Source organism: Pedobacter sp. (assembly GCF_035317785.1).
GTDB lineage: Bacteria > Bacteroidota > Bacteroidia > Sphingobacteriales > Sphingobacteriaceae > Pedobacter.
This window is the reverse complement of record NZ_DATHGC010000008.1, coordinates 1-12,159: the sequence shown is the minus strand read 5'-3', so window position 1 is coordinate 12,159 and position 12,159 is coordinate 1. Positions and strand designations below refer to the sequence as shown.

Annotated in this window: 12 protein-coding genes and 1 pseudogene; 7 read left to right on the top strand and 6 right to left on the bottom strand. The window is 42.1% G+C overall.

Annotation, left to right across the window (positions count from 1 at the left end; genetic code table 11):
• Positions 1–368: pseudogene (locus VK541_RS01025) on the bottom strand (hypothetical protein); the annotation flags it as partial.
• Between the two features lie 58 nt (positions 369–426).
• The gene (locus VK541_RS01020; RefSeq protein ID WP_324366025.1) at positions 427–1,194 is read right to left on the bottom strand and encodes a biotin--[acetyl-CoA-carboxylase] ligase; all 768 of its coding nucleotides are present in this window, start codon (positions 1,192–1,194) and stop codon (positions 427–429) included.
• Positions 1,195–1,235: 41 nt separating this feature from the next.
• Here VK541_RS01020 and rsfS point away from each other — a divergent pair, with 41 nt between their 5' ends.
• The 4 genes from rsfS (at position 1,236) to VK541_RS01000 (ending at position 5,577) form a co-directional block, all read left to right on the top strand.
• Positions 1,236–1,610: a ribosome silencing factor gene (rsfS, locus tag VK541_RS01015; RefSeq protein ID WP_324366023.1), complete on the top strand. Its 375-nt coding sequence runs from the start codon at positions 1,236–1,238 to the stop codon at positions 1,608–1,610.
• Between the two features lie 27 nt (positions 1,611–1,637).
• Positions 1,638–3,722: an ATP-dependent zinc metalloprotease FtsH gene (gene ftsH, locus VK541_RS01010; RefSeq protein WP_324366021.1), complete on the top strand. Its 2,085-nt coding sequence runs from the start codon at positions 1,638–1,640 to the stop codon at positions 3,720–3,722.
• 61 nt (positions 3,723–3,783) lie between these two features.
• The gene (locus VK541_RS01005) at positions 3,784–4,428 is read left to right on the top strand and encodes a LutC/YkgG family protein (protein WP_324366019.1); all 645 of its coding nucleotides are present in this window, start codon (positions 3,784–3,786) and stop codon (positions 4,426–4,428) included.
• Between the two features lie 66 nt (positions 4,429–4,494).
• Positions 4,495–5,577, top strand: a complete 1,083-nt coding sequence (locus tag VK541_RS01000; RefSeq protein WP_324366017.1) for a ketoacyl-ACP synthase III — start codon at positions 4,495–4,497, stop codon at positions 5,575–5,577.
• Positions 5,578–5,658: 81 nt separating this feature from the next.
• On the opposite strand, the gene VK541_RS00995 is transcribed toward VK541_RS01000, so the two are convergent.
• From VK541_RS00995 to VK541_RS00980, 4 genes are read right to left on the bottom strand one after another with little or no spacing between them, the layout of a single operon-like run.
• A complete protein-coding gene (locus VK541_RS00995; protein WP_324366016.1) occupies positions 5,659–6,402 on the bottom strand; it encodes a zinc ribbon domain-containing protein in 744 nt (247 codons plus the stop codon).
• Positions 6,402–7,499 carry a Nif3-like dinuclear metal center hexameric protein gene (locus VK541_RS00990; RefSeq protein WP_324366014.1) on the bottom strand — a complete coding sequence of 366 codons (1,098 nt, stop codon included), beginning with the start codon at positions 7,497–7,499 and terminating at the stop codon, positions 6,402–6,404. The genes VK541_RS00995 and VK541_RS00990 overlap by 1 nt, the downstream gene beginning before the upstream one ends.
• A gap of 20 nt (positions 7,500–7,519) precedes the next feature.
• Positions 7,520–7,879, bottom strand: a complete 360-nt coding sequence (locus tag VK541_RS00985) for a TM2 domain-containing protein (RefSeq protein ID WP_324366012.1) — start codon at positions 7,877–7,879, stop codon at positions 7,520–7,522.
• Positions 7,872–8,174 (bottom strand): DUF2752 domain-containing protein, encoded by a 303-nt coding sequence (locus tag VK541_RS00980; RefSeq protein WP_324366010.1) that lies wholly within the window; start codon positions 8,172–8,174, stop codon positions 7,872–7,874. Before VK541_RS00980 ends, VK541_RS00985 begins: the two co-directional genes overlap by 8 nt.
• An 80-nt stretch (positions 8,175–8,254) precedes the next feature.
• On the opposite strand from VK541_RS00980, the gene mfd reads away from it, so the two are divergent.
• From mfd to VK541_RS00965, 3 genes are read left to right on the top strand one after another with little or no spacing between them, the layout of a single operon-like run.
• Positions 8,255–11,596 (top strand): transcription-repair coupling factor, encoded by a 3,342-nt coding sequence (gene mfd, locus VK541_RS00975; protein ID WP_324366008.1) that lies wholly within the window; start codon positions 8,255–8,257, stop codon positions 11,594–11,596.
• Positions 11,597–11,606: 10 nt separating this feature from the next.
• Positions 11,607–11,828: a DUF3820 family protein gene (locus VK541_RS00970; RefSeq protein WP_324366006.1), complete on the top strand. Its 222-nt coding sequence runs from the start codon at positions 11,607–11,609 to the stop codon at positions 11,826–11,828.
• Positions 11,829–11,859: 31 nt separating this feature from the next.
• Positions 11,860–12,117, top strand: coding sequence for a putative signal transducing protein (locus tag VK541_RS00965; RefSeq protein WP_324366004.1), 258 nt, complete (start codon positions 11,860–11,862; stop codon positions 12,115–12,117).
• Positions 12,118–12,159: the final 42 nt, after the last annotated feature.

Sequence of the window (12,159 nt, the reverse complement as noted above, 5' to 3'; positions counted from 1 at the left end):
GCACGCTTGGTGAAATAGCTGATCGTCAGCGGGACCATAGGGAAAATACAGGGCATCAGGAAGGCCAGGAAACCCCCAACCAATCCGGCGATAAAGGTCTCCCATAAGGTTTTTTCCTTTTCAGCTGATGAAGATGTTTTTAACTCAGGCTTGTCATTTTTTGAAACATCCGCTGATACGGCAGTGCGCTCTTTAGTGACTGTCTCTTTTGAGATCTTGTTCACTGCACTGTCTTCGGAAGAGCCGATTTCTGTAAACACCAAATCGTCCGTTACTGTTGAATCTTGAGGGAGCCGGACTGAACCGCTAGCAGGCCTAAAAGCCCCAAACAGTGTCAGCAACCCTAAGATTAAAAGTATCCTCTTCATTTATTCTATAATAAGGGCGTGAAATTACTTATAATTTTTCAATCCTTCCTTAGGAAGTTCATGTTATGAATTCTATCTCTTTAAAATTATATGCCTTACTGCCTCCCCCTGTAGCGACAACCAGAGCCCCATCAGCGCTCACATTTTCTATCACTCCCTCAAATGACCCGTTCTTATCTCTAAATGTGGCAATTTGTCCAAATTTATAGAGTCCCGACAAATAATCATCAGTCAAATCATCAGAATTCCCCTTCAGCCTCAGGTATTGTCCTTCAATATGACTGCATATTTCAGCTAGCAGCTCAAGTAAATTAACATTTTCCTGTAAAATTTCGTTAAGTGACACTGCCGTTTTTACCTGCTGAGGACTAAAAGTTACCTGATTTACATTAATCCCAACACCAATAACAGCTGTCTTATACTGACTGCCTGAAATGCTATTCTCGATTAATATTCCGCCAAGCTTCCTTTCAAGATAATAGATGTCATTAGGCCACTTTATAGTTATATGTTCTGCTACCCTTGTTTTTAATGCGTTTCTTAAGGCTATACTAATTGCCATATTTAGCCTAAATAGTCTGTTAACAGGCAGAAATACGGGTTTTAAAAATATACTGGCAGTTAGATTCAGTCCTGGCTCGGCGTGCCATGTATTTTCATGTTGCCCCCGACCTGCGTACTGGTTATCTGCCATAATAACAGTCCCTTCCGCTAATGGCTCGGAATTTGACACCATCCTTTTCAAAAAGTTATTAGTAGAATCAACCGCTGATAATCTTATAAGATTTTGACCAACAAATAATGTTGAAAAAGTGTTATTTTGCAAGTGTTGATTGTATATTTGTTTATCAAAATTAAAACATTTTAATGGTAAAAAAGAAAATCGTAAACCTTTCTACATACCTCTCAGAAATAGCCGTTCATGGCATACAAGAAAAAAAAGGCAATGACATTGTCCGTTTGGATCTTAGAAATCTTAACAGTTCAGTTTCTGACTATTTCATTATATGCAGCGCCAACTCTGCTACCCAGGTAAAAGCCATCGCCGATAGCGTTGAAGAAGAAATTTATAAAAAAACACAGACCAATCCATGGAGGAAAGAAGGACAGGAGTCTGCTGAATGGATTATACTTGACTATTTTGACATTGTAGTGCATATATTTAAAACTGAAAAGCGCGAATTTTATGGAATTGAGGACCTATGGGGAGATGCCCTGGCCACGTCATACCAAAGCGCTTAATCATTCACAACATTTTTTGATTTAACGATGAAAGAGAATCCAAATACAAAACCAAAACTGATAAAGAGAATTCCTAATATTCCTAAAAAACCGCAAAAAGGCCCAAAATTCAATATCTTTTGGGTTTATGCAGCAATTATTCTGGGTCTTATCTTATTACAGTTTCTATTTAGTGCGGACAACAGCAAACAAGTTCCGTACCGTACTTTTGAAACGCAGATGCTTATCCCTGGCGATGTTCAGCGACTTATTGCTTATAAACACGAGGATCTTGTAAAGGTTGAAGTTTTTATTAAAAAAGAAAGGCTGTCCGATCCAAAGTATAAGGAATATATAAGCAAGAGTAACTTTAGCTCTACCAGCAGCCCTACAGTATATTTCACAGCGGGGTCAATGGATGCGCTGGACACACAACTTAAAGAGTCACAAAAAAATGTACCTCCGGCGCAACAGATTCTTGCCGAAAAAGACACCAGACAAAGTTCTTTTAACTCCTGGTTTTTTACAGTTATCATTCCGGTGCTGCTGTTTATCGGCTTCTGGATCTTTGTGATGCGACGCATGGGTGGCGGTGCAGGCGGTGGCGGTGGTCAGATTTTCAATATTGGAAAATCTAAGGCTACATTATTTGACAAAGAGAGCCAGGTAAATGTAACTTTCAATGACGTTGCCGGCCTTGAGGAGGCAAAACAGGAAGTAATGGAGATTGTCGATTTCCTTAAAAATCCTAAAAAGTATACTAATCTGGGCGGCAAAATCCCAAAAGGAGCGTTGCTGGTCGGCTCTCCGGGCACGGGTAAAACCCTTTTAGCCAAGGCTGTGGCAGGCGAAGCACAAGTTCCGTTCTTTTCCCTGTCCGGATCTGATTTTGTAGAGATGTTTGTTGGCGTGGGTGCTTCGAGAGTAAGGGATCTTTTTAAACAAGCAAAAGATAAAGCGCCGTGTATCATTTTTATTGATGAGGTAGATGCGATTGGACGGGCAAGAGGTAAAAACAGCATGATGGGCGGGAACGACGAGCGTGAAAATACCCTTAACCAGTTATTGGTTGAAATGGATGGCTTTGGCACTGACTCTGGCATTATTATCCTCGCAGCAACCAACCGCCCCGACGTATTGGATACAGCATTATTGAGGCCCGGAAGATTTGACAGACAGATATCAATCGACAAACCAGATCTGGTTGGCCGCGAACAGATCTTTAAGGTTCACCTTAAGCCAATTAAAACATCGGAGGAAGTAGACGCCAAAAAGCTGTCTGCTCAAACCCCGGGATTTGCAGGCGCAGAGATCGCTAATGTTTGTAATGAAGCAGCTTTGATTGCCGCTCGCCGTAACAAAGAGAGTGTAGATATGCAAGACTTCCAGGATGCTATTGACAGGGTGATTGGTGGTCTGGAAAAGAAAAACAAGATTATTTCGCCCGAGGAAAAGAGAATTGTTGCCTATCACGAAGCAGGTCACGCTATTGCCGGATGGTTCCTTGAGCATGCAGACCCATTGGTGAAAGTATCCATTGTACCTCGCGGAGTTGCAGCATTGGGCTATGCTCAATATCTGCCTAAGGAGCAGTTTTTGTATACGACCGAACAGTTGACAGACGGCATGTGTATGACAATGGGCGGACGCGTTGCTGAAGATATCGTTTTTGGAAAGATTTCGACAGGCGCACAAAATGACCTCGAAAGGATCACAAAGCTATCTTACGCCATGGTGACTATTTACGGCATGAATAAAGTTGTAGGTAACGTTTCCTTCCATGACCCGCACAATGAGTACAATTTCAATAAGCCTTATTCGGAGAAAACATCAGAAATGATTGACAATGAGGTCCGCACATTAATCTCTGAGGTTTATGAGAGAACCAAAGGACTACTGACTGAAAAAAGAGACGGGCTCGAGAAATTAGCTCAAAAACTCATAGAAAAAGAGATTCTGTTCCAGGCTGACCTTGAAGAAATTCTCGGTAAACGTCCATTTGATAACAGAACTACTTATGATGAATTTGTGAACGGAACCGGGGATCAAAAACCTGCGGCAGAAGGGTTATTACATGATGGCGTAGGCGAAGCTACAGAATCTTCAACGTCTATTACACCAACAGAATCTTAATCAAAATAATATTATGGTAGCAGTCATTTCGCACATGAAATGACTGCGAATCCATTTTTGTATGCAAGAAAATATAACTTCCAAAGAGCTTATGCTAAAAAAGATAAGGAAAGCCCTTCTCGAAAAGAGAGACAATCCTTATCCAAATTTAGAAGACACTCCTTTATACAAAGAGAGTGAGGAAATGCTCGAGGTCTTATTTGCGGAGCAGCTAACTGCCGTTTCAGGAAATTTTATCTACTGTGAGAACGGAATAGAGTTTATTGAAAATATCCTGCACCTGGCAGACAAATATAAATGGCGAAAAATATATTGTTGGGAACCTGAACTTCAGGAGCTTTTGACCGAATATGAATTCCCTTTCTACAAAACAGATAAAGATTTTGAACTGGCAGAAGCGGGCATTACATTATGTGAAGCGCTTATTGCCAGAAACGGATCTGTAATGGTCTCTAATCAAAATTCGGCCGGCCGCAGGCTAAGCATTTTTCCCCACCATCATATCGTAATTGCCCGTACAGGACAAATGGTTATGGATCTTAAAGATGCCTTCAGGCTTATTAAAGACAAATACGGCAGTCAGATCCCGACGATGCTTAGTACCATTACGGGCCCGAGCAGAACCGCTGATATTGAGAAAACTTTAGTCCTGGGAGCACACGGTCCTAAGGAATTATTTGTATTTTTAATCGAAGATTTTATTTAAATCTTTCATATATAATAAAATTATTCTAGTTTTATACTCTAGACCAAAACAGTCTACGGTTCAAAAATGAGCATTAAACCAAATTTATATACAGTTATTACTGGTACAGGCAGCTATATTCCGGAAAACATTATTCCAGGAACTTCCTTCTTAAATTCCACTTTTTACGAAAACGGTGTACTTCTGGATAAAGAGATGTCCTATGTTATCGATAAATTCACAGAGATAACCGAAATTCAGGAGAGGCGCTATATTGATCCGGACCTGGTGAACAGTGATATTGCGGCCATCGCTGCACAGCGGGCTATTGAAACGGCAGGCATTGACAAGGAGGAGCTTGATTATATTATTTTCTGCCACAACTTCGGAGATGTAAAAAATGGAAGCAATCGAATGGATATCTTGCCTTCGCTGGCAGCAAAGGTTAAACAAACATTAGATATTCAGAATCCTGATTGTGTAGGCTATGACCTTATTTTTGGTTGTCCGGGCTGGGTTCAAGGAGCTATACAGGCCGATTATCTAATAAAAAGCGGTGATGCAAAGAAAGTAATGGTAATTGGCGCGGAAACGCTTTCAAGAATTACTGACGTGCATGACAGAGACAGCATGATTTTTTCTGATGGTGCTGGAGCGGTAATATTTGAAGCCCAAACCGCCGATAAGGCCGTTGGCATACTGGCTCATAAAACACAAACCTACGCTGTAAATTACGGATCACTCCTTGTTATGGGGAAAAGCAATAATCCAAACGAGAACAATGGCAACACTTATCTTAAAATGAATGGCCGAAAACTCTATGAATTTGCGGTGACAACCGTCCCTCAGGTCGTAAAAAAAGCAATAGACAAGGCAGGAATAAACATTACTGACATTAAAACGGTATTTATTCACCAGGCTAACGGGAAAATGGATAGTGCCATTATGAAGCGGCTGTTTAAGCTTTATGACTTAGATACCGTTCCCGATAACCTGGTTCCCATGACCATTTCATGGCTGGGGAATAGTTCGGTCGCGACCATCCCTACATTGCTTGATCTCTTTTTGAAAAACCAGATTAATGGCTATCAGGTAGAACCTGGGCAGTATGCTGTTTTTGCATCGGTTGGTGCAGGAATGCACATCAATGCTTTCGTTTACAGATTCTAAGGGCTGTTTTATCCCGTCAAAAATAGGTGTACAAAAAAGGCCGGAAACAGTTTCCGGCCAACTAAATTTCTTAAAGCCTGATTAAGCAAGCGCTACTTCTTGAGTTAGCGCCTCATCGACCAGAATCCTTCCGCAATGTTCGCAAACAATGATCTTTTTGCGTTGACGAATATCCAACTGGCGCTGAGGGGGAATCTGATTGAAACACCCAGAGCAGGAATCCCTGTCAATAGTTACCACAGCCAGACCATTATTAGCATTTCCTCTCAATCTTTTATAAGCGATTAGAAGTCTGTCCTCAATTCCAGTTTCTGCTTTTTCTGCTTTTTTAGTTAAGGACTCCTCTTCTTTTTCGGTTTCTGCAGTAATGGTTTGAAGTTCGCCTTTCTTGATATCCAGATCTTTCCTTCTTGATTCCAGATCAGCAAGTGCCTTTTCATAAACCTCGGTTTTCTGAGTAATGTCAAAACCAAACTCTCTGATTTTCTTTTCAGAAACCTGAATGTCCAGCGTTTGAATCTCTACCTCTTTCGTTAAAGCATCATATTCACGGTTATTCTTGACATCCTTTAGTTGTGTCTCGTATTTTTTGATCAGGTTCTGAGCTTCTTTGATCATATTTTTACGTGTTACGATTGAATCCTCAGTATCATCCAATTCACCTTTGAATTTTTGTATACGTGTTTCCAGACCTGCCACTTCATCTTCCAAATCAGCAACTTCCATTGGCAACTCACCTCGGATCTGACGTATTTTGTCGATCTTGGTGTGCAGGGTTTGTAACTCGTATAAATCTTTTAGTTTTTGCTCTACAGTTTGTTCCATTAAATGAAATAATTTATGGGGTTTGTATTATGCTCCGTTAAACGGATTGCAAAGTTAGGAAATTTTTCTTGAATAATGTCTATCAACAAATCAGATGTAAATTGTTCACTTTCAAAGTGTCCGATATCTGCAATCATCAGTTTTCCCTCCGCATCAAAAAACTCATGATACTTAAAATCGGCGGTAACAAAAGCATCAGCGCCTGCTGCTATAGCGTCCTTTAATAAAAAACTCCCCGATCCTCCGCAGACAGCAACTTTTCTGATCTTTTTAGGCAACAGCGCTGTATGTCTGATCACACTTGCGTCCATCCGGTCCTTGACCATGCTCAAAAACTCTTTACTATCCATTTCCTGATTCAGCCAACCCAGCAGGCCTGCGCCGACCGTTTCCGACTTGTTTTCAAGGGCATAAATATCGTATGCCACTTCTTCATATGGGTGGTTTTCCAGCAAGGCAAGCAGTATTTTACGTTCGTCCTGAGCAACAAAGATGGTTTCTATTCTTATTTCAGGCTCATGATGCTGCACTCCTTTTTCACCGGCATAAGCGTTTGTATCTTCATTTCCTTTATAGGTTCCAAAACCTGGGGCATTAAAACTGCAGTCGCTATAATTGCTTATGTGCCCGGCTCCGGCGTCAAATAATGCTTCACGCACCTTGTCTGCATGCTCAGTGGGGCAAAATGTAATTAGCTTTTTCAGCAGATTATTTTTGGGCCTCAACACCTTCAGATTCTGCAATCCCAGCCTTTCGCAAATTATGCCGTTAACCCCATTCTTCACATGGTCGAGGTTGGTATGAATAGCATAAAGGGCGATGTTATGCCGAATCGCCTTCAAGACCACCCGTTCAACATATGTTTTTCCTGTGATCTTCTTTAGCCCCTTAAATACAATCGGATGATGTGTGATGATCAGATTACAGCCTTGTACGATCGCTTCGTCAACAATCTGCTCTGTACAGTCCAGCGCAACAAGCGCAGCATGCACATCCTGATCCGGGCTTCCGATCAGCAGCCCCGAATTGTCATAATCTTCCTGATAGTTTGCCGGCGCGTAGGCTTCCAGGTGTTTTATCAAAACCGATAGTCTCATGCCTTAAAAATACAAAAACCTCATTGGATATTACCCATCTTTACCATTTGCAAACTTTCAAATACCATTTTCTGGTTATATTCAAATGCCAGGTTTTTATGATTTACCAAGTCAATGATGGTCCCGATCGCGCATAAACCATACGTGAAAAAGTATAAAATTCCCATCCCGATCTGACCGACTAAAAACCTGGCCAATCCGGGCACAAAAAACCCTAATATACAATACAATACCATATCATCAGGATTCCTTCTTTTGCTGCTGTAGATCATTAGAAATCCTCTCAGCTGCTGATCACTAAATCCAGTAGTTGCGGTTTGCAAGTACGAATATTCCTGGGGTGTGATCCCCGGCAACGACATAAACGGTGACTCAAACATATCTTTTCTCCTTATATTTTATTTTAAATAATTTAATATTCAATTTTATCAATCCAACAATTCTGAAAACAATAATGAACAGAGCCGGGATTCCAAACCAATGGTGTTTCCAGCTTTCAGTAATGTTGCCGTGAAGCAGCTGTGTTATTGCTCTCCCTAATCCACAACCCGGGCACCATTCTATTCCAAGATTTGCCAGAGGACAAAGCGTAAAATGGTGTACGTGTCCGTATTCTTCAGGCGTTGCTATCCCCAGCGCCGTTAAAGCCAACACCCAAAAAATGAGTTCTTTCATGTTCTCCCCTTTTGTATTATAGATGGATTATTCGATACTTTGTTACACCTAAAGCTAATCATAAATATTACATTTGTGCTGTGAACATCCGCGACCTGATTAACAGATACAAAACAGATGAGCGCATTGTAGCATTGACAAAGGCCCTGAATGCGGGCAAAGGAGGTAAACTTCAACTAAAAGGCTTAGTTGGCTCGGCCGATGCGACAGTTGCAATAGCTGCTTATTTTTTATTGCATAAACCTCTTTTATTCGTCTTGCCGGACAGGGAAGAGGCTTCTTATTTTCTGGCCGATCTTGAAAGCATTCTCGATAAGGAGGTTTTGCTTTTTCCTTCATCCTTTCGCAAAGCTTTTGAATTTACGCAAGTAGATACCGCAAACGTACTGGCGCGGGCTGAAGTACTCAATGAGCTCAATCACCACAGCGAATACGGACAGATTGTTGTTACTTATCCTGAAGCGCTGGCTGAAAAAGTCATCAACCGCAGCCTTTTAGAAAAGAATACGCTGGAGATCAGTCTCGGCGCAAGACTAGGGATAGATTTCATCAATGAATTCTTAATAGACTACGACTTCAACCGCACGGATTTTGTTTACGAGCCCGGGCAATTTTCCATCCGTGGAGGTATTGTTGATATCTTTTCTTTCTCGCATGACCTGCCATACCGCATAGAATTCTTTGGTGATGAAATAGAAAGCATCCGCACCTTCGAAATCGAGAGCCAGCTTTCTGTCGAAGATGTCAAATCCCTTACCATTATTCCAAATGTACAATCCAGGTATCTGACAGAAAACAACATTAGTCTGCTGGATTATATTGAAAAAGACACGCAACTTTGGTTTAAGGATGTAGAGTTCACCCTTGATATTGTAAAGTCCGGGTACCGGAAAGCCGCTGAACTTTGGAAAGCACTTCCTGTCAAAGAAAAACAGGAAAATGCAGATTGGATTGACCCTAAGTTTGCTTTTACAGATGAAAAGATGCTTGGTGACATGCTGCATGATTTTACCTTGGTAGAATTCGGCAAGCAATTCTTTTACAGGACGGACCAGGTATTTCAATTTGAGACCAAACCTCAACCCTCATTCAATAAAGATTTTAGCCTGCTGATCCATAACCTTAAAGAAAACGAAAAACAGGGCATACATAATTTTATATTTAGTTCTTCAACCAAACAGATCGAGCGTCTTTATGCCATTCTTGATGATATTGACAAGACAGCAAAATTCAGTCCGGTCAACGTCCCGCTCAGAGAAGGATATGTAGATGCGCATCTGAAGGTCGCATTTTATACTGACCACCAGATCTTTGACCGCTTTTATAAATACAAGCTCAAAAGAGGGTATCAGCGCAGCCAGGCCATCACATTAAAAGAACTCAAAGACCTAAAACCAGGCGATTTCGTGACCCATATAGACCATGGCATCGGCAAGTATGCAGGTCTGGAAAAAGTAGAAGTCAATGGCAGGACGCAGGAAATGATTCGTCTTGTTTATGCAGACAACGACTTGCTTTATGTAAACATCAATTCGCTAAACCGTATTGCCAAATACAGTGGCAAAGACGGTACGGCACCAAAGATGAATAAATTGGGCACCGAGGCCTGGGACAAGCTCAAAAAGACCACTAAAAAAAAAGTTAAAGATATAGCGCGGGACCTCATCAAGCTTTATGCATTGAGAAAAGCACAGGTAGGTACTGCGTTTGATCCTGACGGCTATCTGGAGACGGAGCTGGAGGCTTCATTCATCTATGAAGATACGCCCGACCAGGAAAAGGCGACCAATGATGTAAAAAAAGACATGGAAGCACCACATCCCATGGACAGGCTCGTTTGCGGTGACGTCGGTTTTGGGAAAACTGAAATCGCCATCCGTGCTGCATTTAAGGCTGTAGCAAATGGCAAACAGGCTGCAGTGCTGGTCCCGACCACCATTCTTGCGCTGCAGCATTTCAAAACATTCAGCGGCCGGCTCAGGGACTTCCCCTGCAATGTAGATTATATCAATCGCTTCAAAACCAGCAAACAGATTAAAGAGACATTAGCGGCCGTGGCCGATGGAAGGGTGGACATCATCATCGGCACTCATCGCCTGCTCAGCAAAGACGTCAAATTCAAAGATCTGGGCATCATGATTATCGATGAGGAACAAAAATTCGGAGTCAGTTCCAAAGAAAAGCTCCGCACGCTCAGGGTCAATGTTGATACCCTTACACTTACAGCGACACCAATTCCACGTACCCTTCACTTTTCCCTGATGGGAGCCCGGGATCTTTCCATTATGAGCACTCCTCCGCCAAACCGCCAGGCAGTAAATACCGAGTTGCATGTATTCAATGATAAGCTGATCCAGGAATCCGTACAGCATGAGCTGGACCGCGGCGGACAGGTCTTTTTCATTCACAATCGTGTCAATGATTTGCCACAACTAGGCGGTCTCATTCAAAAACTTGTCCCGAAAGCAAGAATAGGAATAGCGCACGGACAGCTGGATGGTGATCAGCTGGAAGACGTGATGCTTGATTTTATCAACGGAGAAAAAGATGTTCTGGTAGCAACGACCATTATAGAGGCCGGCTTAGACATCCCAAATGCAAATACGATCATCATCAACCACGCCCACATGTTTGGCCTCAGCGACCTCCACCAAATGCGGGGCCGCGTAGGCCGTTCCAATAAAAAAGCATTTTGCTACCTGCTTAGTCCTCCGTTGAGTACACTTACTTCTGAAGCCAGAAAACGTCTCAGCGCCATCGAAGAATTTTCAGATCTGGGCAGCGGCTTTAATATTGCGATGCGCGATCTGGATATTCGCGGCAGCGGAAACCTTTTAGGCGCAGAGCAAAGTGGTTTTATTGCTGAGATCGGCTTCGAGATGTATCACAAGATCCTTGATGAAGCCATACAGGAACTCAAGGATGATGAATTCAAGGGCCTGTTTAAAGATGAGCCCCCTCGCCCGTTCGTTACTTTTACACAAATAGACACAGATCTCGAGCTGTACATCCCCGATGATTATGTGACCAATATCACAGAAAGATATAACCTCTATACCGAACTTTCCAGGATAGAAAATGAGACGCAGCTCAGGGCATTTGAGCGCTCGCTAAAAGACCGGTTCGGCCCTGTCCCTCAGCCTGTCAAAACCATGCTCAACGTATTGAGGCTACAATGGGTCGCCAAGAAACTTGCCTTTGAAAAGATCACATTCAAAAAGGGAACTTTAAGAGGCTATTTCATTACCGACAAGCAATCTCCTTTCTTTGATTCCAATATGTTCAATAAAATATTGCATTTTGCACAAATCCACCCCAGGTTATGCAACCTGAAGGAGGTCAAAGACAGCTTACGTATTGCGTTTGACAACCTTAATACAGTAGACGAAGCAGTAGAAATGCTGGAAATGGTGGTCAATTAAAACAAGGAAAATGAACCCGCAGCTACTACAGGACTTAGTGACTATGCAAATGCCCTTTGGCAAATATAAAGGCCGTTTGATTTGCGATCTGCCCGAATCCTATCTCATTTGGTTTCACAAAGAAGGTTGGCCGCCCGGCAAACTGGGGCAGCTGATAGCCACTCTTTACGAGATCAAGCTCAATGGGCTGGAATATCTCTTACAGCCGCTGAAAAACAAATCTGCATTTTAATTCATTATATTGCATAACTAATTTTCTATCAATGTCCGAACAAAATAAAATATCACAGACGGAAGTCTTTTCAGGAGAATTCTGGCAAGTTTCATTGATGAAGCAACTATTGGGAGAACATGGAATATATGCTGTTATGAGCAATGAATTCATGAGCATCATAGAGCCTGCTGCGCTTGGTTCCGCTTATGTAAATCGTGTAAGCTTACTGGTTTCCCAGGAAAATTACGAATTGGCGCTTGGCCTAATAGAAGAATATAATAACAGTGAGCCTTTAACAGAGGAATAGATGATCCTTCTATTTTTCTGTGGTTTCCAATGGCTCCCATAG

Coding starts and splice junctions, on each gene's coding strand:
- VK541_RS00970 (WP_324366006.1), top strand. CDS start 11,607: ATGAACCCGCAGCTACTACAGGACTTAGTGACTATGCAAATGCCCTTT.
- VK541_RS01000 (WP_324366017.1), top strand. CDS start 4,495: ATGAGCATTAAACCAAATTTATATACAGTTATTACTGGTACAGGCAGC.
- VK541_RS00985 (WP_324366012.1), bottom strand. CDS start 7,879: ATGTTTGAGTCACCGTTTATGTCGTTGCCGGGGATCACACCCCAGGAA.
- VK541_RS00980 (WP_324366010.1), bottom strand. CDS start 8,174: ATGAAAGAACTCATTTTTTGGGTGTTGGCTTTAACGGCGCTGGGGATA.
- ftsH (WP_324366021.1), top strand. CDS start 1,638: ATGAAAGAGAATCCAAATACAAAACCAAAACTGATAAAGAGAATTCCT.
- VK541_RS01005 (WP_324366019.1), top strand. CDS start 3,784: ATGCAAGAAAATATAACTTCCAAAGAGCTTATGCTAAAAAAGATAAGG.
- VK541_RS00965 (WP_324366004.1), top strand. CDS start 11,860: ATGTCCGAACAAAATAAAATATCACAGACGGAAGTCTTTTCAGGAGAA.
- rsfS (WP_324366023.1), top strand. CDS start 1,236: ATGGTAAAAAAGAAAATCGTAAACCTTTCTACATACCTCTCAGAAATA.
- VK541_RS00990 (WP_324366014.1), bottom strand. CDS start 7,499: ATGAGACTATCGGTTTTGATAAAACACCTGGAAGCCTACGCGCCGGCA.
- VK541_RS00995 (WP_324366016.1), bottom strand. CDS start 6,402: ATGGAACAAACTGTAGAGCAAAAACTAAAAGATTTATACGAGTTACAA.